General features: G+C 33.1%; 30 protein-coding genes. 20 read left to right on the top strand and 10 right to left on the bottom strand.

Features of this window, described 5'->3' with window-relative positions; all coding sequences use genetic code 11:
- Positions 1-14: 14 nt before the first annotated feature.
- Positions 15-494 (bottom strand): cyclic pyranopterin monophosphate synthase MoaC, encoded by a 480-nt coding sequence (gene moaC / locus JG554_RS03360; RefSeq protein ID WP_070037644.1) that lies wholly within the window; start codon positions 492-494, stop codon positions 15-17.
- Between the two features lie 64 nt (positions 495-558).
- Between moaC and JG554_RS03365 the strand changes: the two genes are divergently transcribed.
- The 7 genes from JG554_RS03365 to JG554_RS03395 all read left to right on the top strand — a co-directional run bounded on the left by JG554_RS03365 (position 559) and on the right by JG554_RS03395 (position 5,459).
- Complete coding sequence (locus JG554_RS03365; protein WP_064209373.1) at positions 559-1,818, top strand: molybdopterin molybdotransferase MoeA; 1,260 nt, start codon at positions 559-561, stop codon at positions 1,816-1,818.
- Positions 1,815-2,300: a molybdopterin-guanine dinucleotide biosynthesis protein B gene (mobB, locus tag JG554_RS03370; protein WP_070037647.1), complete on the top strand. Its 486-nt coding sequence runs from the start codon at positions 1,815-1,817 to the stop codon at positions 2,298-2,300. The genes JG554_RS03365 and mobB overlap by 4 nt, the downstream gene beginning before the upstream one ends.
- Positions 2,301-2,753: a molybdenum cofactor biosynthesis protein MoaE gene (locus JG554_RS03375; protein WP_064209375.1), complete on the top strand. Its 453-nt coding sequence runs from the start codon at positions 2,301-2,303 to the stop codon at positions 2,751-2,753.
- Positions 2,750-2,983: a molybdopterin converting factor subunit 1 gene (gene moaD / locus JG554_RS03380; protein ID WP_070037650.1), complete on the top strand. Its 234-nt coding sequence runs from the start codon at positions 2,750-2,752 to the stop codon at positions 2,981-2,983. Before JG554_RS03375 ends, moaD begins: the two co-directional genes overlap by 4 nt.
- A gap of 7 nt (positions 2,984-2,990) precedes the next feature.
- Positions 2,991-3,599, top strand: coding sequence for a molybdenum cofactor guanylyltransferase MobA (gene mobA, locus JG554_RS03385; protein WP_046208441.1), 609 nt, complete (start codon positions 2,991-2,993; stop codon positions 3,597-3,599).
- Positions 3,600-3,611: 12 nt separating this feature from the next.
- On the top strand, positions 3,612-4,634 hold the full coding sequence (gene moaA / locus JG554_RS03390; protein ID WP_070037653.1) for a GTP 3',8-cyclase MoaA: 1,023 nt from the start codon (positions 3,612-3,614) through the stop codon (positions 4,632-4,634).
- A gap of 477 nt (positions 4,635-5,111) precedes the next feature.
- Positions 5,112-5,459, top strand: a complete 348-nt coding sequence (locus JG554_RS03395; protein ID WP_046208439.1) for a SarA family transcriptional regulator — start codon at positions 5,112-5,114, stop codon at positions 5,457-5,459.
- Positions 5,460-5,743: 284 nt separating this feature from the next.
- On the opposite strand, the gene JG554_RS03400 is transcribed toward JG554_RS03395, so the two are convergent.
- Both JG554_RS03400 and JG554_RS03405 read right to left on the bottom strand, forming a co-directional pair.
- A complete protein-coding gene (locus JG554_RS03400; RefSeq protein ID WP_064209377.1) occupies positions 5,744-6,949 on the bottom strand; it encodes an MFS transporter in 1,206 nt (401 codons plus the stop codon).
- Position 6,950: 1 nt separating this feature from the next.
- A complete protein-coding gene (locus tag JG554_RS03405) occupies positions 6,951-7,385 on the bottom strand; it encodes a MarR family winged helix-turn-helix transcriptional regulator (protein ID WP_070037656.1) in 435 nt (144 codons plus the stop codon).
- A 230-nt stretch (positions 7,386-7,615) separates the two neighbouring features.
- Between JG554_RS03405 and JG554_RS03410 the strand changes: the two genes are divergently transcribed.
- A complete protein-coding gene (locus JG554_RS03410) occupies positions 7,616-8,377 on the top strand; it encodes a VOC family protein (RefSeq protein WP_070037659.1) in 762 nt (253 codons plus the stop codon).
- On the opposite strand, the gene JG554_RS03415 is transcribed toward JG554_RS03410, so the two are convergent.
- Positions 8,374-8,628: a hypothetical protein gene (locus JG554_RS03415; protein ID WP_073343811.1), complete on the bottom strand. Its 255-nt coding sequence runs from the start codon at positions 8,626-8,628 to the stop codon at positions 8,374-8,376. The genes JG554_RS03410 and JG554_RS03415 overlap by 4 nt on opposite strands.
- A 115-nt stretch (positions 8,629-8,743) precedes the next feature.
- Here JG554_RS03415 and JG554_RS03420 point away from each other — a divergent pair, with 115 nt between their 5' ends.
- Both JG554_RS03420 and JG554_RS03425 read left to right on the top strand, forming a co-directional pair.
- On the top strand, positions 8,744-9,991 hold the full coding sequence (locus JG554_RS03420) for a lipid II:glycine glycyltransferase FemX (protein ID WP_046208435.1): 1,248 nt from the start codon (positions 8,744-8,746) through the stop codon (positions 9,989-9,991).
- A 169-nt stretch (positions 9,992-10,160) separates the two neighbouring features.
- Positions 10,161-13,331: an efflux RND transporter permease subunit gene (locus tag JG554_RS03425; RefSeq protein ID WP_070037662.1), complete on the top strand. Its 3,171-nt coding sequence runs from the start codon at positions 10,161-10,163 to the stop codon at positions 13,329-13,331.
- A 176-nt stretch (positions 13,332-13,507) separates the two neighbouring features.
- On the opposite strand, the gene mspA is transcribed toward JG554_RS03425, so the two are convergent.
- Positions 13,508-13,825, bottom strand: coding sequence for a membrane stabilizing protein MspA (mspA, locus tag JG554_RS03430; RefSeq protein WP_046208433.1), 318 nt, complete (start codon positions 13,823-13,825; stop codon positions 13,508-13,510).
- Positions 13,826-13,888: 63 nt separating this feature from the next.
- A complete protein-coding gene (locus JG554_RS03435) occupies positions 13,889-14,065 on the bottom strand; it encodes an SE1832 family protein (RefSeq protein ID WP_164987263.1) in 177 nt (58 codons plus the stop codon).
- A gap of 147 nt (positions 14,066-14,212) precedes the next feature.
- On the opposite strand from JG554_RS03435, the gene JG554_RS03440 reads away from it, so the two are divergent.
- Positions 14,213-15,121, top strand: a complete 909-nt coding sequence (locus JG554_RS03440; protein ID WP_070037665.1) for an AEC family transporter — start codon at positions 14,213-14,215, stop codon at positions 15,119-15,121.
- A 137-nt stretch (positions 15,122-15,258) separates the two neighbouring features.
- Here JG554_RS03440 and JG554_RS03445 read toward each other — a convergent pair whose 3' ends face one another.
- From JG554_RS03445 to JG554_RS03455, 3 genes are all read right to left on the bottom strand, one after another.
- A complete protein-coding gene (locus JG554_RS03445) occupies positions 15,259-16,050 on the bottom strand; it encodes a glucose 1-dehydrogenase (protein WP_064209382.1) in 792 nt (263 codons plus the stop codon).
- Between the two features lie 78 nt (positions 16,051-16,128).
- On the bottom strand, positions 16,129-16,986 hold the full coding sequence (locus JG554_RS03450) for a RhaT/GlcU family sugar-proton symporter (RefSeq protein ID WP_046208430.1): 858 nt from the start codon (positions 16,984-16,986) through the stop codon (positions 16,129-16,131).
- A 189-nt stretch (positions 16,987-17,175) separates the two neighbouring features.
- The gene (locus JG554_RS03455; protein ID WP_070037667.1) at positions 17,176-18,045 is read right to left on the bottom strand and encodes a GNAT family N-acetyltransferase; all 870 of its coding nucleotides are present in this window, start codon (positions 18,043-18,045) and stop codon (positions 17,176-17,178) included.
- A 121-nt stretch (positions 18,046-18,166) separates the two neighbouring features.
- Between JG554_RS03455 and JG554_RS03460 the strand changes: the two genes are divergently transcribed.
- Together JG554_RS03460 and JG554_RS03465 are read left to right on the top strand one after the other, a co-directional pair.
- The gene (locus JG554_RS03460) at positions 18,167-20,305 is read left to right on the top strand and encodes a DNA topoisomerase III (RefSeq protein ID WP_070037670.1); all 2,139 of its coding nucleotides are present in this window, start codon (positions 18,167-18,169) and stop codon (positions 20,303-20,305) included.
- Positions 20,306-20,416: 111 nt separating this feature from the next.
- Positions 20,417-21,751, top strand: coding sequence for an NCS2 family permease (locus JG554_RS03465; RefSeq protein WP_046208428.1), 1,335 nt, complete (start codon positions 20,417-20,419; stop codon positions 21,749-21,751).
- Between the two features lie 130 nt (positions 21,752-21,881).
- On the opposite strand, the gene JG554_RS03470 is transcribed toward JG554_RS03465, so the two are convergent.
- On the bottom strand, positions 21,882-22,274 hold the full coding sequence (locus JG554_RS03470; protein ID WP_070037675.1) for a hypothetical protein: 393 nt from the start codon (positions 22,272-22,274) through the stop codon (positions 21,882-21,884).
- A gap of 352 nt (positions 22,275-22,626) precedes the next feature.
- Here JG554_RS03470 and rpsJ point away from each other — a divergent pair, with 352 nt between their 5' ends.
- The 7 genes from rpsJ to rplV all read left to right on the top strand — a co-directional run bounded on the left by rpsJ (position 22,627) and on the right by rplV (position 26,135).
- Positions 22,627-22,935 carry a 30S ribosomal protein S10 gene (gene rpsJ / locus JG554_RS03475; RefSeq protein WP_194375799.1) on the top strand — a complete coding sequence of 103 codons (309 nt, stop codon included), beginning with the start codon at positions 22,627-22,629 and terminating at the stop codon, positions 22,933-22,935.
- A 27-nt stretch (positions 22,936-22,962) separates the two neighbouring features.
- On the top strand, positions 22,963-23,622 hold the full coding sequence (gene rplC / locus JG554_RS03480) for a 50S ribosomal protein L3 (protein ID WP_046208426.1): 660 nt from the start codon (positions 22,963-22,965) through the stop codon (positions 23,620-23,622).
- 27 nt (positions 23,623-23,649) lie between these two features.
- Positions 23,650-24,273: a 50S ribosomal protein L4 gene (gene rplD / locus JG554_RS03485; protein ID WP_070037678.1), complete on the top strand. Its 624-nt coding sequence runs from the start codon at positions 23,650-23,652 to the stop codon at positions 24,271-24,273.
- Positions 24,273-24,548 (top strand): 50S ribosomal protein L23, encoded by a 276-nt coding sequence (gene rplW / locus JG554_RS03490; protein ID WP_046208424.1) that lies wholly within the window; start codon positions 24,273-24,275, stop codon positions 24,546-24,548. Before rplD ends, rplW begins: the two co-directional genes overlap by 1 nt.
- 28 nt (positions 24,549-24,576) lie before the next feature.
- Complete coding sequence (rplB, locus tag JG554_RS03495; protein ID WP_046208423.1) at positions 24,577-25,410, top strand: 50S ribosomal protein L2; 834 nt, start codon at positions 24,577-24,579, stop codon at positions 25,408-25,410.
- A 64-nt stretch (positions 25,411-25,474) separates the two neighbouring features.
- On the top strand, positions 25,475-25,753 hold the full coding sequence (gene rpsS, locus JG554_RS03500) for a 30S ribosomal protein S19 (RefSeq protein WP_019468644.1): 279 nt from the start codon (positions 25,475-25,477) through the stop codon (positions 25,751-25,753).
- A gap of 28 nt (positions 25,754-25,781) precedes the next feature.
- Positions 25,782-26,135, top strand: coding sequence for a 50S ribosomal protein L22 (rplV, locus tag JG554_RS03505; protein ID WP_019468645.1), 354 nt, complete (start codon positions 25,782-25,784; stop codon positions 26,133-26,135).
- The last annotated feature ends 11 nt before the right edge of the window (positions 26,136-26,146 follow it).

Below are 26,146 nucleotides of genomic sequence, written 5' to 3' on the forward strand. Positions count from 1 at the left end.
AATATTTATGACAACTATCTTTGATAGTCACCAGATTTACCGCCTGTTTTAGAGAGTAGATAAGTTTCTCCAATGACCATGCCTTTATCTAACGCTTTTGTCATATCATAAACCGTAAGTGCTACAGCTGAAGCGGCAGTGAGCGCTTCCATCTCCACACCAGTTTTTCCAGTTGTAGAGACCGTTGCCTGTATATTTAAAGTGTATGCTTGTGTATTTTCTTGCCAATCAAATGTAATATCTATACCAGTTAAAGGTAATGGATGACACATTGGTATAATATCAGATGTGTTTTTTGCAGCCATAATACCAGCAATTTGAGCAGTATTAAGCACATTCCCTTTTTGGTTAGTATGATCAACGATTTGTTTATAAATCGCTGGATTTACCGTAATACTAGAATGCGCAGTAGCTGAGCGTTTTGTTGTGTTTTTGTCAGAGACGTCTACCATTTTCGCATTTCCTTGTTTGTTTATATGGGTGAATTCAGTCAAAGTATCCCTCCTAATCGTTTTCTAGTATATCATGAAATTATTAATTATAAGGAGTAGATTTACGATGCCTGTAGAGAAAAGAAATCCGATTCCAGTGAATGAAGCAATTCAACGTGTGGTAAAGCAAAATATTTTTACAAATAGAATCACTTTACCTTTAGCAGAAAGTTTAAACTATATTTTAGCTGAAGACATTGTAGCAACTCATGAGATACCAAGGTTTGATAAATCACCATATGATGGTTTTGCATTAAGAAGTATTGATACAAAAGAGGCGAGCGGTGATAATCGCATTAAATTTAAAGTCATTGACCACATTGGAGCGGGATCAGTTTCAACTAAAAAAGTTGGAGCATTTGAAGCTGTAAGAATTATGACAGGTGCACAAATACCTGAAGGCGCCGATGCTGTAGTTATGCTTGAACAAACTGTCGAAGGTGAACATGATTTTACAATAAGAAAAACTTTTAGCGAAAATGAGAATGTTTCGTTAAAGGGTGAAGAAACCAAAGTTGACGATATTGTATTAGAAAAAGGACAATGTGTTAATCCAGGTGCAATCGCTGTTTTGGCAACATATGGCTATACAGAAGTTCCAGTTTTTGAAAAACCTAGCGTGGCTGTGATTGCTACAGGAAGTGAATTGTTGGATGTTAGCGACGATTTAGAACCGGGAAAAATTCGTAATTCAAATGGTCCTATGATAACTGCATTAGCAAAAAAGCATCAGTTAGATGTCAATGCATATAAAATTCAACAAGATGATTTAAATAGTAGTATTCAAGTGATGCGTGAAGCAATGGTTGAGCATGATATTGTCATTACAACTGGAGGTGTGTCAGTAGGCGATTTCGATTATTTGCCTCAAATTTATGAAGCGGTCAACGCTAAAGTCTTGTTTAATAAAATCGCCATGCGTCCAGGAAGTGTCACTACGGTAGCTATTGCAAATAACAAATATTTATTTGGATTATCAGGTAACCCCTCTGCTTGTTTCACCGGGTTTGAACTCTATGTCAAACCTGCAATACAGCATATGATGGGTGCCAGAGCGATATATCCACAAATTGTGCAGGCCACACTCATGGAAGATTTTAAAAAGCCAAATCCATTTACTAGATTTATTCGAGCAACAGTGACTTTTAATGGTAAAGAGATGACGGTTGTACCATCAGGATTTAATAAGTCCGGTGCAGTAGTAGCGATTGCGCATAGTAATGCAATGATTGTGTTACCTAGTGGTACAAGAGGATATCAAAAAGGCCACACAGTTGATGTCATTTTAACTGAATCACAAGCATATGAAATGGATACGACGCTATGATATTACAAATCGTAGGTTATAAAAACTCGGGAAAAACCACTTTGATGACGCACGCAGTGAAATTTTTAAAATCACATGGCTTTTGTGTAGCAACGGTTAAACACCACGGTCAACATGACTTAAACTTGTCAGATATTGAACTGCAGGCAAATACTGTTGATCACATGAAACATTTTAATGCAGGTGCAGATCAAAGTATTGTTCAAGGACATCATCTACAACAAACAGTTACACGAACTGAAAAACAAAGGTTGGATGAAATCATTGATAAATCTGTTACAATAGACAGTGACATCATTTTAGTAGAAGGTTTTAAAGAGGCAAATTATGATAAAGTGCTTATATATCGTGATGATGCTGATTACCAAAAGTTAAATAAATTAACAAATATTCAGTATTATATTAATATTGGGCAACCATTAGCATTTCAAAAATTTGAGCAATGGTTATTATCTTTCGTTAACGAAAAGGGAATGGATTAAATGAAACAATTCGAAATTACAAATAAGCCAATAGAAACCGAACAATATCGCCAATATGTGCTCAATGAACATCAAGGTGCTGTTGTTGTTTTCACTGGTCATGTACGTGAGTGGACAAAAGGAGTTAAAACAGAGTATTTAGAGTATGAAGCGTATATACCTATGGCAGAGAAAAAGTTGGCACAAATAGGTGATGAGATTTCAAACAAATGGCCAGGGACAAAAACGGCCATTGTCCATAGAATTGGACCGTTAGCTATTTCTGATATAGCGGTATTGATAAGTGTATCATCGCCACATAGAAAAGATGCTTATCGTGCTAATGAATATGCAATTGAGCGTATTAAAGAGGTAGTGCCCATTTGGAAAAAAGAAATTTGGGAAGATGGTGCTGAATGGCAAGGTCATCAACATGGTAACCATGAGGATGCAGTTGGAGGGAAAAAGTTATGAAAGTTTTATACTTTGCGGAAATAAAAGATGTTTTGGATAAAAGTTCAGAAGATATTGACTTAAGTTATGATATTACCGTTGATGAATTTGTATCAGATTTGTTTGAGCGTTATCCTAGTATTAATAGCAAAAAGTTTCAAATTGCGATTAATGAAGAATTTGTCAAAGGTGATGATATCGTAAAACCTAATGATACTGTAGCGTTGATACCACCAGTTAGTGGAGGGTAATGGAAATATGAAAGCAATCATACTTGCTGGTGGACAATCAGAAAGATTTGGAAAACCAAAAGCATTTGCAAAGATTCATTCACAAATGTTTTATAAACGTATCATTGAAGTTTTAGAAGCTACAAATATGTTTAATGAAATAATTATTAGCACAAATGAAATATTAGCACATGAATTTGATTATGATAATATTGTTATCGATCATGCTAAAAACAAAGGTAAAGGCCCGCTGGCTGGAATTTACTCTGTCATGAAACAACATACTGACGAAACGCTTTTCTTTGTGATTTCTGTAGATACACCGATGATTACACAAAAAGCAATAAGTAAATTGTATCAATTTATGGTTGAACATTTAATAGAAGATCAACTAGATATCGCCGGTTTCCAAGAAGATGGCATGCCCATTCCAACGATGGCTTTTTATAGTCCACATACGCTTTCTTTTATAGAGGCAGCATTGGAATCAGGTGATTACAGCCTTAAGAATGTCTATTCAAAAGTCAAAAGTGATTGGTTAGATGTGCACGAAATTGGTTCATCTGATTATTGGTACAAAAATATTAACTATCAACAAGACTTAATAGATTTACATCACGACATTAAGAATAGATAGGGGGCTGATCAGATGGTAGAGCAAATAACTGATAAACTTGGGCGTCCAATTCGAGATTTAAGATTGTCAGTTACAGATCGTTGCAATTTTCGTTGTGACTATTGTATGCCAAAAGAAATATTTGGTGATGACTTTGTTTTCCTACCCAAAGATGAATTACTTACTTTTGATGAAATGGTCCGTATTGCTAAAGTTTATACGCGATTAGGAGTCAAAAAAATACGTATTACCGGTGGAGAGCCTCTACTCCGAAGAGATTTATATAAATTAATATACGAGTTGAATCAACTTGATGGTATAGAGGATATTGGTTTAACTACCAATGGTTTATTATTAAAAAAACATGGTCAAAGATTATATGATGCTGGTTTAAGACGTATTAATGTAAGTTTAGATGCGATTGATGACAAAGTGTTCCAAGCTATAAACAACCGGAATATCAAAGCTTCCACAATTTTACAGCAAATAGATTATGCGGTCTCAATTGGTTTTCATGTCAAAGTAAATGTAGTTGTTCAAAAAGGTGTGAACGATGATCAAATTTTACCTATGATTCAATATTTCAAAGATAAGGATATTGAAATACGCTTTATTGAATTTATGGATGTAGGCAATGATAATGGTTGGGACTTCAGTAAAGTAGTAACAAAAGATGAAATGTTAAAAATGATTGAGTCATCATTTGATATAGAACCTGTAAAACCTAAATATTTTGGTGAAGTAGCTAAATATTATCGACATAAAGATAATGGTGCTAAGTTTGGTCTTATCACAAGTGTATCTGAATCATTCTGTTCAACATGTACACGTGCAAGATTATCATCAGATGGTAAGTTTTATGGTTGTCTATTTAGTACCGTAGATGGATTTAATGTAAAGTCATTTATGCGATCAGGCGTGTCAGATGAAGCTCTGTTTGAACAATTTAAAGCTTTATGGAATATTAGAGATGATAGATATTCAGATGAACGTACTGCACAAACAGTAGCTAATAGAAAACGTAAAAAAATCAATATGAACTATATTGGTGGCTGACTTATCAAATATAATCGTTTATGGAGATTGCACTTTTATCACAACATTCATAGCTATTAAATTTTTAAGAAGTTCAAATAACTAATAATACGAAAATTATATTCATTTATGAAGTTATTCTAAAATATATTAAGAGTAGGAGATAATTCAAATTTCAATTGAATTATCTCCTACTCATTTTTTATAATTTGAACTCATATCTTATGTGAAATGATTTCAAAAATGAGGAAAGATATTTTTATATGAAAATGTATTATACATAAGTAATTTTTTAACGATTAAAGATAATGAACAATAGAAAAAGATTACCATAATCAATTGTAGCTATATAAAAACTTTACAATAGTAAAATTTATTTATCTGTTTCTTTTAAAATAATAGATTTAATGAAGAAAGTGTTATATAATATTTTAAAAGCTTATTCATTATATAAAGCCAATACTAACAATGAAAGTAAATCATGAGGAGGCCAAATTTATGGAAAGTAAAGCATCATTTTATATTACGTCTGAGAGGGCTTTAAGTCAGTTGAAACATTGGTTGAAGTCAGCTCACCGTTTATCTATCGAAGAGTTTGTAGTTCTGTTTAAGGTTTATGAAGCTAATAAAATTAGCGGAAAAGAATTAAGAGATACCTTACATTTTGAAATGTTATGGGACACTAGTAAAATAGATGTTATTATAAGAAAGATTTATAAAAAAGAATTGATTTCAAAAGTTCGATCAGAAACAGATGAAAGACAAGTGTTCTATTATTACACAGATGATCAGTTAAAAGTAATAGATGATATTATAACAGAAATCGAAAACATAAAAGTCGCTTAATCATTAAGGTTACAAACAGATGATAATCATTAACAACAATATAAATTTGAAATAAGCCAAGTGCTAAAATAGCATTTGGTTTTTTTATATATTTGAAAAATAGAATAAACCTAATTCAGTAATAACTATAATATAAATAAACAAATTTCAATTTTAAATATTGTAAAATGTAGACGAATTGATGCTTCAGCCATAAAGTATGTAAAAAAACTGCCAACAATACTTTTGTTGACAGCTAAAAACAATGTTTTTCAGGATATTTAGTTTATTGTTTAATGAAAAGATTAGATGTTCATGTGTTTTACTTTTCTACCATGAACAAAGTAATAAATAACTCCAGTAATTAAAACCAGTACACCCATAATAGCGTATAATTGAGCGAATGAAACTGCAGAGGTTACAAATCCTAATATATATGGACCAAATCCTAGTCCTAAGTCTAAACCAATGAAGTAAGTTGAGGTAGCTATTCCATATTTTGCCGGTGGAGATACTTTGATTGCAATTGCTTGCATACAAGAAGAAATATTTCCGTAACCAGCACCAAGGAGTAATCCCGCAAGAATTAATAACCAACTATTATTTGTAATACTTAACGTTAAAAAGGTAAGTATTAAAAAGATGAAAGCAGGATAAGCGATGACGTTTTCATTTTTGAGATCCATCATTCTACCAGCGATTGGTCTTGTAATGAGTGATGCAATAGCATAGAAAATAAAGAAATAACTAGATATTGTAACTAAATTAATTTCTTGTGCAAAAAATTGTAAAAATGTCAGAATAGACGAATAAGATAACCCGGCAAGGAGCATAATGATTGCCACAGGTAATGCTTCTTTGGCGATGTAGTTATTAATATTAAATTTTTTACTTTCAGTAGTTTGAGGTTTTATGATATCACGCGTTGTATCGATATTTAACTTAATGAAAAAAGAAATGATAAAACTAATGATACCGCACATTAAACAAAGTAAAAATAACAATTGAATTGGGAATGTATTAATAAGTAAAAGGCCAAAAAATGGACCGATTGCAGCGCCGATAACTAAGCTTAAAGAGAATAAACTAATACCTTCACTTTTTCTCTCCTGAGGCGTTGCATATGCAGCAATTGTTCCTGTCGCTGTTGTAGTAACCCCAGTAGCAATACCATTAACTAATCTCGTGAACATTAAAATAGCTAAGGCACCTTCTATAAAATAGAACAATTGTGTGATGATTAATAAGATTAAACCAATGATTAAAATCCGTTTAGGTCCTATTTTATTAACGTACTTTCCAGTGATAAATCGTCCGATTAAAGAACCGATAATAAATAATCCGGATACAAGTCCTGCCATACTGTCTGAGGCATGATATTCAGATTTTGTATAACTTGCTATGATAACGATAAGTAAATACATGCATAAGTAGACTAAAAAATTAGTTATGAAATTAATATTAAAATTCTTTGTCCAAATTGGTGTCTTCATCGATGCTGATTGATTCATGTTAAAACTCCTCTTTCTCTAAAATTTTCGCGTGAATAAGTTGTATTGATTGTGTGATATGCTCCAGTTCTGAATCTGACAAACCTGTATTTTTAATGATTTCATCTTGCACTTTATCTACGCGAGTACTAATGCTTTTATAAAGATTCTCTCCTTTTTGAGAAAGTGAAAGCCATTTTTCTCGTTTATCGGTACCTGTTTCTACAGTTAATAAAGATTTTTCAGAAAGCACTTTTAATATTTTTCTTGTGGTCGGTTTTTCAATAGAGCGTCGTTTTGAAATTTGTACTAAAGTGGTTGGGGTATTATAGGAGATATCTTTTAAAACGAGCCATTGTGCAGGATAGAGATCAAATGATTCAAAGATGGGTTGGAATAGTTTTGTATATGGTCTATAAATTGCAATGATATTATCAAAGACAAATTTATTTTGCATGAATGCACACCTCCGAAAATAGTTAGCAAAGCTAACTTAATTTTTAAACAAGTTATATTTTAGTCTATTATGCCAAGGAAATCAATAGCTATTTTTTAAAATATGATTTTTAATCATTATATAAATATGATTTCACAAAAGTAAATTGAATCGTAATCATAGGTTATCGGAAGTAAACGCTTAAACAATTTGTTAGAATAAATATAAAGAAAAAATAGGGGGATCAAGGTATGCAAGATTTAAAATTAGATCATATCGTTCATTATGTACAACAATTAGATAATTTCAAATTCCCAGGCCATTTATTTACACTATATCAAGGTGGTAAGCATGATCAATTAGGCACATATAATCGTTTAGCGTACTTAAATAATGCTTACATTGAATTACTGGATATTTATAAACCAGAAAAATTGCAAAAAATTGTCAAAAGTGAAGAAGGTCGAGTCTCATTTCCTTCAAAAATCGTTCAAGATCAGTATAAACAAGGACTGAAAACAATAGCATTTCAAACGCAAGATATTACTAAACTAAAAGAAAAACTTGAAGCACAAAATATAGATGTTATAGGTCCTGTAGAAATGGAAAGGGAAAATACTAAAGGAGAAAAGACTACATGGCGCTTGTTATATATAGCTGATCCAGATTATAGAGTTAAACCGCCATTTTTTATTCAATGGAATGAAAATATTGAAACAAGAGAAGAAAAGCTAACATCATTACGGCAAAACGCCTTTAGTATCAAGGGGATTGAAATTAATAGTACAGAAAGAACACATACGGTTGAAAAATGGCAACAGTGGTTTGGGATGGAAGTCGTGAATGATACAGAAACGTTCACAACATTAAAGTTGAAAAACGATGATATTGTATATCGTATATACGATGGTGAGTATTCAGGTTATAAAGCGGTTACTTTGAAAGACGATCATACAACTTCACCGTACACTTTAATCATTAGAGGGCTTAAGTACAAAGTTGAAGCGGATTAGTAAATGTAAACATACATACTATGTGCAATAACGACGATGTGTATCACAGAAGTGATTAGTGTTAAAATAGTTAAGTAAGTTCCCCATTTATTTTTATTAGATAAAAGTAGTAAATACACTGTTGCTACAAATGTAAAAACAGCGAGAATGATTCTTAAACTTAGATATGAAACATTAAACGTTGTACTAAATGTTTGGATTACAAAAATTAAATTGATTAAAAAGAGTAATGACAATATAATGATACGCACTAGAACACCTCATTTCGTATCATATTATAGCAAATAATAGGAAATGATGTGAAAGAATGTGTGAAGCAATGTATAATAACAAAGTATGTAATGGTAAAAGGAGATATCAGTTTTTATGGAAAAGATGAATATAACAAATCAAGCTCATGATGCATTTGTTAAAGCGCATCCGCAAGGTGATCTATTACAATTAACAAAATGGGCAGAAACAAAGCGATTGACTGGCTGGTACTCAAAGCGTATCGCAGTAGGTGAAGATGGTGAGATTTTAGGAGTGGCTCAGTTATTATTTAAAAAGGTTCCTAAATTGCCTTATACGCTATGCTATATTTCAAGAGGTTTTGTAACAGATTATAGTAATAAACTCGCATTAGAAACATTACTAGAATACGCAATTCAGATAGCAAAAGAAGAAAAAGCTTATGCAATAAAAATCGACCCTGATGTTGAAGTAGATAATGGTGCTGATGCGCTTACACATCTAAGAGCATTAGGTTTTAGACATAAAGGGTTTAAAGAAGGACTTTCGAAAGATTATATCCAACCAAGAATGACAATGATAACACCGATTGATAAGAACGATGACGCTTTAATTCAAAGTTTTGAAAGACGTAATCGTTCAAAAGTTAGATTGGCATTAAAACGTGGTACGAAAGTAGAACGTTCTGATAGAGAAGGTTTGAAAACATTTGCCGAATTAATGAAAATTACGGGTGAAAGAGATGGCTTTTTAACGAGAGATATTAGCTATTTCCAAAATATATATGATGCTTTACATCCCGATGGAGATGCAGAATTATTCTTAGTGAAATTAGAGCCTAAACCCGTGCTTAAGGATTTACGCCAAGATTTAGCGCAGTTAGAAAAGGAAAAAGAAAAGCTAGCTGAAAAAAAACAAGATAAAAAGACATTAAATAAAATAAACGATGCTGACAATAAAATGAAAAAAACGCAAGAACTTATCAATGAGATGGAAGCTTTAGAAGCTAAGCACCCAGAAGGATTATATTTATCAGGTGCATTGCTTGTGTTTGCTGGAAATAAATCTTATTATCTGTATGGCGCGTCATCAAATGATTATCGAGACTTCTTGCCAAATCATCACATGCAATTTGCAATGATGCAATACGCTCGAGCACATGGTGCTAAAACATATGATTTTGGTGGCACAGATAATGATCCCGATAAGGAATCAGACCATTATGGATTGTGGGCATTTAAGAAAGTATGGGGAACTTATTTAAGTGAAAAAATAGGTGAATTTGATTATGTGTTAAATAAACCATTATATCAAGTTATTGAAAATGTTAAACCTAAATTGACTAAAGCTAAAATAAAACTTTCACGTAAATTAAAACGTTAGTAGTTTTGTTTGTGATTTTGTAAAAAAGTAGACACGTTATAAAGTTTTAATATGCAACTTAAACTTTATAACGTGCATTTTTTATGAATTTAGAAAATACATATATAATTAAGCGTAATGAAATTAAATGAAGTATCGCATTAAAATGCTAATTGAGAGGAGAAAAGATATGATTAAAAAACTATTACAGTTTTCACTTGGAAATAAGTTTGCAATTTTTCTTATGGTATTGCTGGTCATTTTAGGTGGTGTGTATTCAAGTGCAAAAATGAAACTTGAATTATTACCTGATGTTGAGCCACCAGTGATTACAGTACAAACAACCATGCCTGGTGCTACACCAGAAACGGTGAAGGAAGAAATTAGTGATAAAATTGATGACCAAATAAGGTCAATGGCAAGTGTGAAAAATGTTAATGCACAATCTATTCAAAATGCTTCTATGGTTTCTGTTGAATATGAAAATGGCACAGATATGGATAAGGCAGAAAACGATTTAAAAAAAGAACTTGATAAAATTAAGTTTGATGATGGTGTGGAAGACCCCGACTTAACAAGGAATTCAATGAATGCTTTTCCAATTGTGGCTTATTCTTTTACCACAAAGGATAATAATTTAAAAGATACAACAAAAAAAGTTAACAATCAGTTACTACCTAAACTTCAAACAATCGATGGTGTACAAAATGCACAATTGAATGGACAAACATCTAGAGAAGTTTCAATTAAATTTGATCAGGAAAAATTACAAGACAGAGGATTGACTGTAGATAGTGTGGAACAATTCTTAAAGGGTGCCACAAGTGAAACCCCGTTAGGTTTATTCCAGTTCGGTAAAACTGAAAAGTCAGTAGTGGTTGATGGCCAATTTACTTCAATAAGTGCATTGGAAAACCTTGAGATTCCATTATCAGCTTCAAGTATGAGCACTCAAGGTAACAACGATGAAAATGCAAGTCAAAGTACGAGTGACCAAAGTTCATCACAAGGAGGTAACATGGCAGCAGCAATGCCTACCTCAGATGATCAAGACGGTGAAAATAGCATGCCTTCTGTTAAACTCAAAGACATTGCAAATATTTCAGTTGGTGATGAACGACAATCTATTTCTAAAACAAATGGCAAAGATGCAGTCAATGTACAAGTGACGAAAGCACAAGATGCCAATACTGTTAAAGTAGCAAAAGATACGAAAAAAGAAATTGATGAATTTACCAAAGACAATAAAGATATCAAAGCTACTAAAGTTATGGATACTGCGAAACCAATAGAAGACTCGCTGTATACAATGATTGAAAAAGCAGCACTCGGTACGATTGTTGCCATAATTGTTATATTATTATTTTTAAGAAATATTAGAACAACAGCAATTTCAGTCGTTTCGATACCGATGTCTATATTAATTGCAATGGTTGCATTGAAATTAACAGATGTGTCGTTAAATATATTGACACTTGGTGCGTTAACAGTTGCGATAGGTCGGGTGATCGATGATTCAATTGTTGTAGTTGAAAATATTTATAGACGTTTATCAGATAAAAAAGAAACACTAACTGGTAACAACCTCATTATTAGTGCGACGAGTGAAGTGTTTAAACCGATAATGTCGTCGACAATCGTTACTATTATAGTTTTTCTACCATTGGCGTTTGTCAATGGTTCAGTAGGTGAGATGTTTAGGCCATTTGCATTAGCGATTGCATTTAGTTTACTAGCTTCTTTACTTGTTTCGATTACCATCGTACCTTCTTTAAGTGCTACTTTCTTCAAAAAAGGTGTCAAACAACAGAGAGAAGAAACATTAGGTCTGGTAGGAAGAGGATATAAACGTATACTCCGCTGGTCATTAGCGCACAAATGGATTGTAATGATTTTAAGTACAATCATTTTAATCGCTAGTATCGGTTTAGGGGCCGCTAAACTAGGGACTAGTTTTATCTCAACTGGAGAAGATAAATTCATGGCATTAACTTACACTCCTGAACCAGGTGAGACAGAGCAAGGTGTATTAGCACATGCCGAACAAGTACAAAAATACTTGAACACTAAAGATAAGGTGAAAACAGTTCAGTACTCTGTAGGTGGAGCAACGCCAACGGATCCTACAGGTAGTTCAAATAGTATGGCTATCATGGTTGAATATGAGAGTGATACACCTAACTTTGATGAAGAACCAGATAAAGTATTAAAACATATCAACAAATATCATCATCCTGGAGATTGGGCAAATCAGGATATGGGTACAGGTGGTACAAATAATGAATTAGCAATCACTGTTACTGGTCCATCTGTTGATGCTATCAAAGGAACTGTCAATAAAGTCGAAAAAGAAATGAAACATATTCATGGCATTGCTAATGTTAAGTCTGATTTATCTCAAACATACGAACAATATAATATCAAAGTCGATCAAAATAAAGCTTCCAATTATGGTTTGTCTGCATCACAATTAGCCATGACATTAAATCAGAATACACCTGAGCAAAGTGTCACAACCGTAAAGGAAAATGGTAAATCGATAGATGTGAAAATTAAAGAAGATAAAGAAACGGATTGGACAGAAGAAAAACTTAAAAATACTAAAATACAAACAGCTACTGGTCAATCTATTGAATTAAGTGATATCGCAAAATTAGAAAAAACAACGACGCCAAACAAAATAGAAACTAAAGCAGGAGACTATACGTCAAAAGTTTCCGGAAAAGTGACAAATGATGATGTTGGCGGGACTTCACAGAAAGTGTTGTCACAGTTAAATAAAATAGATAAGCCGAATAACGTAGACGTCAACATGGGAGGGGCAAATGAAGATATAGGAAATGCAGTAACACAATTATCTATGGCGATGTTAGCAGCAATTATTATAGTTTATTTAGTACTTGTGTTAACATTTAAAGGCGCCTTGGCACCTTTCACCATATTATTCTCATTGCCATATACAGTGATAGGTGTAGTGGTTGCATTAGTGGTGACTGGCGAGACAATATCTGTACCTAGCATGATTGGTATGCTTATGCTAATTGGTATTGTTGTAACCAATGCAATTGTGTTAATTGATAGAGTGATTAATAAACAACATCAAGGTATGGCAATGCAAGCGGCACTGTTAGAAGCAGGAGGAACGCGTATCAGACCAATACTTATGACAGCATTAGCAACGATTGGTGCGTTGCTGCCAATGTTATTTGGTCAAGACAGTTCTATTATTATTTCAAAAGGTATGGCAGCGACTGTAGTAGGTGGATTGGTTTCTTCAACCTTATTAACTTTAATTGTTGTACCAGTAATATATGAAATATTATTTACATTAAAGTCAAAAATCTTGAGAAAAAGAAAGTAAAATAAAATGTGGACATACGAGATGACATGCTTTTTGTGGATTTTGTATGTCCGTACTTATATATATGAGCACGTGTTTGAATATATAAAATCAGCCCCGATAAGTTTCTTTTAATCAGAAATCTTGTCGGGGCTGATTTATATGTGTGACGTTACAGTATTTTAAAATAGTGGTTTTTAATATAAAACTAAAGTCAAAATAACATAAATTACAAATAAGATAACGCTCATTATATTTAAAATTTGAACGGCTTTTTGGTCTTTTTTGCCGTTTTTGAAAGCTGTAATTTCTACATTACCTATGATAAGCAGTAGGACAATAAAGACCCACCAATTGATTGCTGGGAACGATAATGTTGTAATAGCTACCACGAATAATAAAAGTAAAGACATAATAATACGTAAAATACGCGTTATAATGGTGTTCATTTTAAATATACTTATGTAACTTACGATTAAATATAACACTGGCAAAAATATAAGATACAGTTGCATTTATTACATCCTTTCTATGTTCGCCCTTAATCTTAGCATGTAAGTTATTGATTTACTAGGATGTTATTTATTTTCTTTTTGTCTAATTTCTGAACGTACCTCTGACATTTCTTGCTCTATTTTTTCAAGTTGTTTTATTAAAGGATCCACAGATTGATTAACTGATTCTCTTTTTTCGAGGTCTCCTTGTAATCTAACATAATCATATTTCAGTTCCGCTAATTTATCATTTAAATCCATTCAATTACCTCCATTTTTGTTTAATGTAAGCATTTCGTATATTAGTTGAATTATAACATGGATTCGAAAGCTTCTAAAATGGTTGCCACTTATGTTAAAGTATGAAAATAGAATGAAAACAGATGATTGGATGAAAGAAGGAATAATGTGACCCAACAATTTATCATTATTATATTACTCATTGCATTAGGCTATGTACTCAAACGGATAAATTACTTTAAAGCTAACGATAGTCAAGTCTTTTCAACACTCGTATTAAACATAACATTACCTTCTTTAGTGATTGTTAATTTAAATGGTGCAAGTTTAGATTTGTCACTATCAATATTACCGATAATGATGATATTGTATGGTGTTATCGCTAAGGTCATCGTGATTTGGTTTTTCTTAAAATATGACAATCACATACGTGGAACAGTTGGCATGATGACAGCTTCGCTAAATATTGGTTTATTTGCTTATCCACTTGTAGAAGCGATATGGCCTAAAACAGGAATGATATATTTTGGAATGGCAGATATAGGTGGCGCAATGATTATGTTTGGTGTTACATACTTTGTTGGCAGTTATTTCAGTAGTGCAGGTGATAATTTTGATTATAAATATTTAGGAAAGAATTTACTTAAATCGGTTCCTTTAATGACATATATCATTATGTTTATATTAAATATGCTTAATATACACTTCCCAGAGCCTGTAATTAAATTTTTCTCTGTACTATCTGGCGCTAATATGCCACTTTCAATGATATTATTAGGTTTGATGCTCAACTTTAGTATTGATAAACGCTTCTTGCCTATTGCTTTAAAGTATTTAGGTTTACATTATGGATTGGGAATCATCGCAGGATTGCTCGTTTACTTCTTTTTACCAGTTGATAATGATATGATTAAAACAACACTACAAGTTGCTTGGTTATTACCAGTAGGTGTTGCTATTATACCTTATTCCATTCAATTTAAGTATAAGACTTTGCCACTCGTTGGAATGGTGAGTAATTTAACGATTTTAATTAGCATTATTATATTGTATGTATATCAAGCGTTATTTGTTTAATTGATTTTTGGAAGACTATGAAACGATTTGAATATAAAAAATAAGGGTCTGGGACATATCAATGGTGTCCCGGACCCTTAAATATCGAGCATAAGTATTAATGATCAAATGCATGTGTTTGGATTGGCGTGATGACTTTATCCTTTACCTCCCATAAACGCGGGGTAATTAGTCATTCCACCATCAACGTAAATGGTAGTTCCATGAATATAACTTGCTAAATCAGAGGCAAGAAATCTTGCTACATTTGCGACTTCATTTGCTTCACCAATCTCTTTTGCCGGAATCATTTCTAATGTTTCTGCCCGTGTTGTTGGGTCTGAAAATTTTTCTTTTGTATGTTCCGTTACAATTGCCCCTGGTGAAATATTATTAATGCGGATGCCATATTGAGCATATTCCATAGACATTGTTTCCATCATTAATTTTAAACCACCTTTACTAGCAGCGTAATTCACATAGTTAGGCCAAGGGATTTTATCATGTACACTTGAAGTATTAAGAATAACACCTTTTTTATTCTCTTTGAGAAATTGATTAACTGCGGCTTTGGAACCTAAAAAAGCACCTGTTAGGTTAATATCAATTACTTTTTGCCACTCATCTAAAGGCATTTCATGTGTTGGGATTGCTTTTTCAAATCCGGCATTGTTAATCATGATATCTAATGTACCAAAGTGATTTACAGTAGTTTGAATGAGGTGATCAATATCATTTTCTTTAGAGATATCTGCTTGAACTTTTAATGCTTTGCCACCAGCATTTTCAATTAATTTAATTGAGGCTTCTATAGCATCCATATGACGTTCGGATCTGTAGTTTAATACGACATTCGCTTGTTCTTCACCAAACTGCTCTGCCATGGCTTTTCCAATACCACTACCAGCCCCAGTAATAATGACTACTTTTCCTGCTAAATCTTTAAACATTTAAAATTCCTCCTAGTTATTCGGCATAAATTTTGATGAATTAAAGTGTTTAGTCGAATATAGTTTTATAATACTTGATTAAGCTTTAATATTGCCTAAAACAAATGCAGCGATAACGATTAAAATGATACCTGTCCAGATGCCTATCATCTGACGTTTATCTTTTCGTTCACCTAAAAGAAAAATGCCACCAAGTGTAGAAACAATTACTAATAATTGTGAAAATGAGAAACTTGTCGCCACACCTACTTTTGGTTGTGAATAGAACATAAACAAGTTTCCTATACCCCATATGACACCAGGTATTAGATTCCAAACTGTACTTCTAATCGTAGTTTCATGTTTAGCTGATAATATTAATCCACCTATTGCCATACCAATAGATTGGAAAAATAGGGCATTCATACCATCAACACCAAAAATTTGTGCAACTACAACATAGACGACATAACCTACAGTGGAAATTAACAAGATAGGAATTGCTTTACCAAAGTTTTTCGTACTTTCTGAAGCTTCATTTTTACCTTTAATTGAAGTAAGCGCAATACCGCCAACAAGTAAAATCATTGCAACTAAGCCAAGAATTACTTGTGTGCCAGTACTCCATTCACCTAAAAATATAGCACTAAATAAAGTGGTACCTACAAGTTGTAACCCTGTTGAAATTGGCATTGTTTTAGATACGCCAATTAAACTGACTGATTTTAATTGATAACCTTGTCCTAATGCCCAAAAAGCACCAGATATTAAACCTACAATAATGACGATGGGGTCATCGAATTTTGTATTGCCAGTAAGTAATAATAAGATACCTATGATAAGTGCACCGAAAGTAGTCCCTCTGATTTGATTGTAAGGGCCACCACCAACGAGTACATTAATTAAAACAACACTTCCCCAAAATAATGCTGGGAGCAGGGCAATTAATAAATCCATAATTAAGCTTCACTCACTCTCTATTTATTTTTACTTTCCCTTTATAAAACAATCACTGAAGATTGCCCTAGACACTCATTTTAAAGTAAAGGTATCGAATAGTAAAAATATTAGATTACAGTTCAGCTTTTTAATTTTTAAAAAGTCTATATGGATATTAAAAATGTAAAAATATAAAACACTTATAATTTAAATGTATGCCGCTACGTACTTGAATTTTTTATATTCATAATTAATGTTAAAACCTAATTCGTTGAAACGCTCAACAAGTGTAGTATTTTTACTGCGTATTTTAAAATATATCTTATCAATATCAAAAGTTGAAAAAGCAAAATGTAGAGAATATGATAGTAAATCAAAAGCAATCCCCATTAATCTGTAATCAGAGTGCGAAGAAAAGTATTTGATTTCAGCTATATGGTTGTTTTCAGCGATTTCAAGATATAAATAACCTTTTAATAATCCTTCAGACATGAATATAAATAGGCGATGGTACTCATCTAATGATTTTACAATTTCATCAGCAGTCATTACATCATGTTTAAATGTTTGATCATGTAATTTACTAAAATAAGGGTAGAACGCAGGTTGATATTCAATAATATTTTGTTCATTACCAACATTTCCAATATCTTTTGTAGAAATGAGATAGTAGTCAGTAAAGCTATAGGATGCACCTAATGATTTCATAAACGGCAAGTATTCTTGTTCATGTTCTTCAAAAGAAAAATTAAAATTTGCAGTATCAGGTTTACTTTGAGCTAAAGCATCAAAAAGTTGTGTCATTTCTTCGATAGTAGGCGTAATATTTTTGCGTATAAATGGGCCTAATACTTTATATTTATTATCTTCGTACTTTAAAGCTAAAAGTAACATTGTAATTTCATCTTGATTGTTCACTTGTGCAAATACACCAGGATCCTGTATTGCATTGGTAATAACAGACCTAATATCATTATGCATTTGTGGTAATTTGTACAAATAAGAAGCAGATTGATAGTTAGCATTATTCAAAAATTCCAAGATTTGATCGACATCGTTCGGATTTGTTGTTTTCATATAATACCTCCATATGATGAACTATTAAGTTAATTATAAGAACTTTTTCATGTAAATGGAAGTTTTGATGTGCTATATACATGTTACAATAAGAATATCATTGAACTGAAAGGACGAAATTATGAAATCACTCATTATTGCAGAAAAACCTTCTGTAGGTAGAGATATTGCGCAAGCATTGAATATAAATGATAAACGTAATGGTTACTTTGAAAATAATAAATATATTGTGACTTGGGCATTGGGGCATTTAGTTACAAATGCTACGCCAGAACAATATGATAATAATTATAAAGAATGGAAACTTAACGATCTCCCTATTATACCTAACCGTATGAAGACGGTTGTCATAAGTAAGACCAAAAAACAATTTTCTATTGTACAATCATTAATCAATAACAAAAACACAAAAGATATTATTATTGCAACAGATGCCGGTAGAGAAGGTGAACTTGTTGCGCGTTTAATTTTGGATAAATCTCATAATAAGAAACCGATTAAAAGGTTGTGGATTAGTTCAGTAACAAAAAAAGCAATTAAAGATGGCTTTTCAAAATTACAAGATGGTCGTAAATTTAACAATTTATATTATGCAGCACTTGCTCGAAGTGAGGCAGACTGGATTGTTGGTATCAATGCGACGCGTGCATTAACTACGAAATATGATGCACAATTGTCTCTCGGTAGAGTTCAGACACCGACGATACAACTCGTTCAAATGAGACAAAACGAAATTAATCACTTTTCTCCACAAACTTATTTTAAAATGAATATTGTTGCTGGGGGGCTTACATTCCAATGTGTGACGCCAGAGTCAAATAATGATAAATCAGTTTTTGAAAAGATAAAAAGTGAAATCAGTGAGAAAGACGGTTTGATTGAAAGTATAAATAAAAAACATAAAAAGTCCTATGCACCTAAACTGTTCAGTTTAACAGACTTGCAACAAGAGGCATACAAACGTTATCACTATGGTCCAAAAGAAACATTGAATGTTTTACAGACTTTGTATGAAAGACATAAACTAGTAACATACCCACGAACAGATTCTAATTATTTAACTGATGATATGGTAAATACACTAAAAGATAGAATACAAGCTATCATGGGCACATCGTTAAAAGAAATTGCAAAAAAACAATTAACACAATCTTTTTCAATAAATGAAAAATTTATAAATAATCAAAAAGTATCAGACCACCATGCAATTATTCCAACAGAAGTACGTCCAGATATGAATCAACTAACCCAACGTGAAACAAAAATTTATCTGATGATTGCTCAAAGATTTTTAGAAAATCTTATGCCGCCACACGAATACGAGGCTGTATCAATCCAAATTGTAAGTGAGAAATATAAATTCGAATTTAAAGATAAAATTACTAAAAAATTAGGGTTTAAAGCGATTTATGAAACTGAAGCATCAGTAAACGAGCAAATAGAAAAATTAACAAAATCATCCAAATTGCATATCACACAAGCTAAAATTGAGCACCATGAAACAACGCCACCTTCATATTTTAATGAAGGTACATTATTAAAAGCGATGGAAAGCCCACAAAAATTCTTTAAATTAAACAATAAAAAATATAATGAAACATTAAAAGAAACAGGTGGAATTGGAACAGTTGCGACTAGAGCAGATATCATTGAAAAATTATTTAATATGAATGCAATCGAATCACGTGACGGTAAAATCAAAGTTACCTCTAAAGGAAAACAAATACTAGAGCTTGCACCACAAAAATTAACATCTCCGCTATTAACTGCTGAGTGGGAAGAAAAACTATCTTTAATAGAACAAGGTAAATATAATGCCAATCAATTTATATCTGAGATGAAAAATTTCACACATGAAGTTGTCAGTGAAATAAAAGAAAGCGAACAGAATTATAAACACGATAATTTAACCACAACGGAATGTCCTACATGTGGCAAATTTATGATTAAAGTTAAAACTAAAAATGGACAAATGCTGGTTTGTCAGGATCCGAAATGTAAAACTAAAAAGAATATTCAAAGAAAAACCAATGCGCGTTGTCCAAATTGCCATAAAAAAATGATGTTGTTTGGAAAAGGAAAAGAAGCAGTATATCGTTGTGTGTGCGGACATACTGAAACACAAGCACAAATGGATAAACGTCATAAAAATAAAAAATCAGATAAAGTAAACAAAAAAGATTTAAAAAAATATATGAATAACAATGATGGCTTAGAGAACAATCCATTTCAAGATGCGTTAAAAGGTTTGAAATTTTAAATAAATCGAACGAATAGCATTAATTTTGACAAGAAGTTCGTGTTTGCTATTGTAAAATAATGAAATTGGTATTAGAATGTGTAGGTATTTTAAAAAAAGGAGAACTAAACCGTGAAAAAGTATTTCAAGTTTGAAAAACATAAAACAAACTATAAGAAAGAGATACTTGGTGGGCTTACAACTTTCTTGTCAATGGCATATATCTTAGCTGTCAACCCTCAAGTACTAAGTTTAGCAGGCGTAAAAGGTGTTTCAGAAAATATGAAAATGGATCAAGGTGCTATTTTTGTTGCTACAGCACTAGCAGCGTTTGTTGGTTCGTTATTCATGGGCTTGATAGCTAGGTATCCAATTGCCTTAGCACCCGGCATGGGCTTAAATGCGTTTTTCGCATTTACAGTGGTGTTAACAATGGGAATTCCATGGCAAGTAGGTTTGACTGGTGTGTTATTCTCTGGTGTAGTTTTTGCAATACTGACTATGACAGGTTTAAGAGAGACCATTATTAATGCAATACCCTATCAAATGAAAATGGCGGTTTCAGCGGGTATAGGTTTGTTTATTACCTTTGTAGGATTACAAAGCTCAGGAATTATTACTAATAATGATTCTACATTAGTGACTTTGGGTCATATAACTGATGGTCCAGTATTGTTAACAATATTTGGAATTATAATAACAGTGATTCTGTATGCTGTTAGAGTACCTGGTGCTATATTTATTGGTATGGTACTAACATCTATTTTAGGTATGCTTACAGGATTAATACATACACCAAGTGGCATTGTAGGCAAAGTACCAAGTATTGAACCTACTTTTGGAGCAGCTTTTGAAGCATTCAAAGATCCCGGTCAGTTGTTCACTGTGCAATTTTTAATTGTAATTTTAACGTTTTTATTTATAGATTTCTTCGATACTGCAGGTACACTTGTTGCAGTAGCAACACAAGCAGGTATGATGAAGAATAATAAATTACCGAGAGCTGGACGCGCACTATTTTCTGATTCATTAGCAACGATAGTTGGTTCAATTTTTGGTACGACAACAACAACTTCCTATATTGAATCTACGTCAGGTGTCGCTGTAGGGGCGCGTACTGGATTTGCTAGTGTTGTTACAGGTTTTTGTTTCTTATTAGCTATATTTTTTAGTCCTTTAATGGAAGTAGTAACAAGTGCAGTGACTACACCAGCGCTTGTAGTCGTGGGCGTGTTGATGGCTGCCAACTTTGCGGAAATAGATTGGAAAAAATTCGAAGTTGCTGTACCGGCATTTATCACGATTATTATGATGCCATTATCCTATTCAATCGCAACTGGTATTGCTTGTGGTTTCATCTTTTATCCAATCACAATGTTGATTTCTAAAAGACATAAAGAAGTCCACCCAATCATGTATGCTTTAATGATATTGTTTATATTATATTTTGTATTTGTTCACGGCTAAATAAAAAATCCTTTTGCAGCGTTTCGTATCGCAGCAAAAGGATTTTTTTATAAGCACTTATTACTAATAAAAATTTTATAAAAAAGGATGTGTTTCTTCATTATAATATAGCTATCATAACTATATATTTTTAAAACTTCTTATTCTCTTGTTTGTGTTGTGTATAAACAACTTTTGCATGTTTATTTGGAACATAAAGTGGTGTCGAAAAAATAATTAACACAAAGAACAACATTAAAAAGAATAAAATCCAATGCACAATCATACCAACAAAAGGTACAAATGCTAAAAAGGAACCGAAAACACCTAATAAAGGAATCACTAACATTGGTTTAATAGAATTTTGTTTATCGACGACTAATATAATCACGATTACAAAGTAGAGCAATGCATTGATTAATAAAGGTTGCCAACCAAAACTAAAAATAATACTCCCACCTAAAAACGGAATACCATATATAAACTCACCAGCAATTAATATTAAACTCAAAATTATAAGCGTTGTACGAATACCACTTTTCATTAATATTCACTCCTAACTAAATAATAGTATAAACGAAATAAATGAAATAGAAATAAAAAAGAACAAATAATCAATTAAAATTACAAACATCAAAAATTTCCGAAAAGAGGTTGAACTGAATAAGTAGTTCAAGTATAATAACAAGGTATGTGTTAGGCAAATAGTAAAAACTTTTGCAGAAAAGCTTGATAAATCACTGCTTTTCATGTAACATATCTAATGTTGGACTTTAAGAACACGCGATGAAGCGAAAGGTTACTGACACACCCGGCCGCTTTGCCATGGCGCTGTGTGAGATAGTTTTCGTGGAGAAGTCTATCACTTAAATGTAGACGAATAAGGAGGGAAAATTATGGCAAAACAAAAAATCAGAATCAGATTAAAAGCTTATGATCACAGAGTTATCGATCAATCTGCAGAAAAAATTGTTGAAACAGCAAAACGTTCTGGTGCAGATGTTTCTGGACCAATTCCGTTACCGACTGAAAGATCAGTTTACACTGTAATTCGTGCCGTGCATAAGGATAAAGATTCACGTGAACAATTCGAACAACGTACACATAAACGCTTAATCGATATTGTTAACCCTACACCTAAAACAGTAGATGCTCTTATGGGCTTAAACTTACCATCTGGTGTAGACATCGAAATCAAATTATAATAGAAAAATTTAGGAGGTGGACTTTCGATGACCAAAGGAATCTTAGGAAGAAAAATCGGGATGACACAAGTTTTCGGAGAAAACGGTGATTTAATCCCTGTAACAGTAGTAGAAGCTAGTGAAAACGTAGTATTACAAAAGAAAACTGAAGAAGTAGATGGCTATAATGCAATCCAAGTAGGTTATGCTGATAAAGCAGCTTACAAAAAAGGAAGCAAATCAAGCAAATATGCTAATAAGCCAGCTGAAGGTCACGCTAAAAAAGCGAGCTCAGCACCTAAGCGCTTCATTCGTGAATTCAGAAACGTCAATGTTGATGAATACGAAGTAGGTCAAGAAGTCTCAGTTGAAACATTTGAAGCTGGTGACATCATCGATGTAACTGGCGTATCTAAAGGTAAAGGATTCCAAGGTGCTATCAAGCGCCATAACCAAGCACGTGGACCAATGTCACATGGTTCTCATTTCCATAGATCACCTGGTTCAGTAGGTATGGCATCTGATGCTTCAAAAGTTTTCAAAGGACAAAAAATGCCAGGACGTATGGGTGGAAACACAGTAACAGTCCAAAACTTAGAAGTAGTTCAAGTTGACGCTGAAAACAAAGTTATCTTAGTAAAAGGTAACGTACCAGGTCCGAAAAAAGGATTCTTAGAAATTTCTTCATCAATTAAAGGTAATAAATAATTATAGAGCGAAAGGAGGAAATGCATAATGGCAAATTATGATGTATTAAAAGTAGATGGAACTAAATCAGGTTCAGTTGAATTAAGCGATGCAGTATTTGCAATCGAACCAAACAACAACGTTCTTTTTGAAGCAATTAATTTACAACGTGCTTCATTACGCCAAGGTACACATGCTGTTAAGAACCGTTCAGCAGTACGTGGTGGTGGACGTAAACCATGGAGACAAAAAGGTACAGGACGTGCGCGTCAAGGTACAATTCGTGCGCCACAATGGCGTGGTGGTGGTATCGTATTCGGACCAACACCAAGAAGCTATGCTTACAAAATGCCTAAGAAAATGCGTCGTTTAGCTTTACGCTCAGCATTATCTTTCAAAGCACAAGAAAATAGCTTAACAATTGTAGATACATTAAGTTTTGAAACTCCGAAAACAAAAGAATTCAAAACTGTACTTTCTAACTTAGAGCAACCGACAAAAGTGTTAGTAATCACTGAATCTGAAGATGTAAATGTTGCACTTTCAGCACGTAACATCCCAGGTGTTCAAGTAACAACTGCACAAGGTTTAAACGTTCTAGATTTAACAAGCGCTGACAGTGTCGTAATCACAGAAGCAGCTACTAAAAAAGTTGAGGAGGTGCTCGGATAATGGAAGCAAGAGACGTTCTTAAGCGCCCCGTAATCACTGAAAAATCTTCAGTTGCAATGGCTGAAGACAAATATACATTCGATGTTGATACTCGTGCGAATAAAACACAAGTAAAAATCGCTGTAGAAGAAATCTTTGATGTAAAAGTTGATAATGTGAATATTATTAACTACAAACCAAAGAAAAAACGTATGGGCCGTTACCAAGGCTATACAAACAAACGACGCGTAGCAATCGTTAAATTAAAAGAAGGATCAATCGATCTATTTAACTAAAAAATTACCAATAAGGAGGTAAACGACAATGGCTCTAAAAAAATATAAGCCAATTACTAACGGTCGTCGTAATATGACTAGTTTAGATTTCGCTGAAATTACGAAAACTACTCCTGAAAAGTCACTATTACAACCGCTACCGAAAAGAGCGGGACGAAATCATCAAGGTAAATTGACTGTACGCCATCATGGCGGTGGACACAAACGTCAATATCGTGTAATTGATTTCAAACGTAACAAAGATGGTATCCAAGCAAAAGTTGATTCAATTCAATATGATCCAAACCGTTCAGCAAATATCGCATTGTTATTTTACGCTGATGGAGAAAAACGTTATATTATTGCACCTAAAAACTTAAAAGTAGGTCAAACACTTGAAAGTGGTGCAGAAGCAGATATTAAAGTAGGTAATGCACTACCACTACAAAATATTCCAGTAGGTACTGTTATCCATAATATCGAGTTGAAACCTGGTAGAGGTGGACAAATCGCTCGTTCTGCTGGTGCAAGTGCACAAGTATTAGGTAAAGAAGGTAAATATGTATTAATCAGATTAAGATCTGGCGAAGTACGTATGATTCTTTCAACTTGCCGTGCTACTATTGGACAAGTTGGTAATATCCAACACGAACTTGTTAACGTTGGTAAAGCTGGACGTTCAAGATGGAAAGGTATCCGTCCAACAGTTCGTGGTTCTGTAATGAACCCTAACGATCACCCACACGGTGGTGGTGAAGGACGCGCACCAATCGGTATGCCTTCTCCAATGTCACCTTGGGGCAAACCAACACTTGGTAAGAAAACACGTCGCGGTAAAAAATCATCAGATAAACTTATCGTTCGTGGACGTAAGAAAAAATAAAAATAACTTATTTGGGTGTGCGGCTTAACCGCTGCACGCACATAATAAGAAGGGAGGCGCCACTATGGCTCGTAGTATTAAAAAAGGACCTTTCGTTGACGATCACCTAATGAAAAAGGTTGAAGCTCAAAGCGGAAGCGAGAAAAAACAAGTAATCAAAACTTGGTCACGTCGTTCAACTATTTTCCCTGATTTCATCGGACATACATTCGCTGTATATGATGGACGTAAACATGTGCCTGTATTTGTAACAGAAGATATGGTTGGTCATAAACTTGGAGAGTTTGCACCAACACGTACATTTAAAGGTCACGTTGCAGACGATAAAAAAACAAGAAGATAATATCTAACAGGTAGAGGAGGAAATTGGAATGGAAGCAAAAGCGGTTGCTAAAACAATAAGAATCGCACCTCGTAAAGTTAGATTAGTATTAGATCTAATTAGAGGCAAAAGCGCTGGTGAAGCGATAGCGATTTTGAAATTAACAAACAAGGCTTCATCACCAGTAATTGAGAAATTATTAATGTCCGCTTTAGCTAATGCAGAACATAACTATGACATGAACACAGATGAGTTAATAGTTAAAGAAGCTTATGCTAATGAAGGACCAACTTTAAAACGTTTCCGTCCACGTGCACAAGGTAGTGCAAGTGCGATCAACAAACGTACAAGCCACATTACAATCGTCGTAAGTGACGGTAAAGAAGAAGCTAAAGAAGCTTAATAAAATCTTAA

The organism is Staphylococcus sp. 11-B-312, assembly GCF_016743055.1.
Classification (GTDB): domain Bacteria; phylum Bacillota; class Bacilli; order Staphylococcales; family Staphylococcaceae; genus Staphylococcus; species Staphylococcus ureilyticus.

Bases quoted from the DNA above. Each gene is read 5' to 3' on its own strand.
- JG554_RS03365 (WP_064209373.1), top strand. From the start codon at position 559: ATGCCTGTAGAGAAAAGAAATCCGATTCCAGTGAATGAAGCAATTCAA.
- mobB (WP_070037647.1), top strand. From the start codon at position 1,815: ATGATATTACAAATCGTAGGTTATAAAAACTCGGGAAAAACCACTTTG.
- JG554_RS03375 (WP_064209375.1), top strand. From the start codon at position 2,301: ATGAAACAATTCGAAATTACAAATAAGCCAATAGAAACCGAACAATAT.
- moaD (WP_070037650.1), top strand. From the start codon at position 2,750: ATGAAAGTTTTATACTTTGCGGAAATAAAAGATGTTTTGGATAAAAGT.
- mobA (WP_046208441.1), top strand. From the start codon at position 2,991: ATGAAAGCAATCATACTTGCTGGTGGACAATCAGAAAGATTTGGAAAA.
- moaA (WP_070037653.1), top strand. From the start codon at position 3,612: ATGGTAGAGCAAATAACTGATAAACTTGGGCGTCCAATTCGAGATTTA.
- JG554_RS03395 (WP_046208439.1), top strand. From the start codon at position 5,112: ATGGAAAGTAAAGCATCATTTTATATTACGTCTGAGAGGGCTTTAAGT.
- JG554_RS03400 (WP_064209377.1), bottom strand. From the start codon at position 6,949: ATGAATCAATCAGCATCGATGAAGACACCAATTTGGACAAAGAATTTT.
- JG554_RS03405 (WP_070037656.1), bottom strand. From the start codon at position 7,385: ATGCAAAATAAATTTGTCTTTGATAATATCATTGCAATTTATAGACCA.
- JG554_RS03410 (WP_070037659.1), top strand. From the start codon at position 7,616: ATGCAAGATTTAAAATTAGATCATATCGTTCATTATGTACAACAATTA.
- JG554_RS03420 (WP_046208435.1), top strand. From the start codon at position 8,744: ATGGAAAAGATGAATATAACAAATCAAGCTCATGATGCATTTGTTAAA.
- JG554_RS03425 (WP_070037662.1), top strand. From the start codon at position 10,161: ATGATTAAAAAACTATTACAGTTTTCACTTGGAAATAAGTTTGCAATT.
- mspA (WP_046208433.1), bottom strand. From the start codon at position 13,825: ATGCAACTGTATCTTATATTTTTGCCAGTGTTATATTTAATCGTAAGT.
- JG554_RS03435 (WP_164987263.1), bottom strand. From the start codon at position 14,065: ATGGATTTAAATGATAAATTAGCGGAACTGAAATATGATTATGTTAGA.
- JG554_RS03445 (WP_064209382.1), bottom strand. From the start codon at position 16,050: ATGTTTAAAGATTTAGCAGGAAAAGTAGTCATTATTACTGGGGCTGGT.
- JG554_RS03450 (WP_046208430.1), bottom strand. From the start codon at position 16,986: ATGGATTTATTAATTGCCCTGCTCCCAGCATTATTTTGGGGAAGTGTT.
- JG554_RS03455 (WP_070037667.1), bottom strand. From the start codon at position 18,045: ATGAAAACAACAAATCCGAACGATGTCGATCAAATCTTGGAATTTTTG.
- JG554_RS03460 (WP_070037670.1), top strand. From the start codon at position 18,167: ATGAAATCACTCATTATTGCAGAAAAACCTTCTGTAGGTAGAGATATT.
- JG554_RS03470 (WP_070037675.1), bottom strand. From the start codon at position 22,274: ATGAAAAGTGGTATTCGTACAACGCTTATAATTTTGAGTTTAATATTA.
- rpsJ (WP_194375799.1), top strand. From the start codon at position 22,627: ATGGCAAAACAAAAAATCAGAATCAGATTAAAAGCTTATGATCACAGA.
- rplC (WP_046208426.1), top strand. From the start codon at position 22,963: ATGACCAAAGGAATCTTAGGAAGAAAAATCGGGATGACACAAGTTTTC.
- rplD (WP_070037678.1), top strand. From the start codon at position 23,650: ATGGCAAATTATGATGTATTAAAAGTAGATGGAACTAAATCAGGTTCA.
- rplW (WP_046208424.1), top strand. From the start codon at position 24,273: ATGGAAGCAAGAGACGTTCTTAAGCGCCCCGTAATCACTGAAAAATCT.
- rplB (WP_046208423.1), top strand. From the start codon at position 24,577: ATGGCTCTAAAAAAATATAAGCCAATTACTAACGGTCGTCGTAATATG.
- rpsS (WP_019468644.1), top strand. From the start codon at position 25,475: ATGGCTCGTAGTATTAAAAAAGGACCTTTCGTTGACGATCACCTAATG.
- rplV (WP_019468645.1), top strand. From the start codon at position 25,782: ATGGAAGCAAAAGCGGTTGCTAAAACAATAAGAATCGCACCTCGTAAA.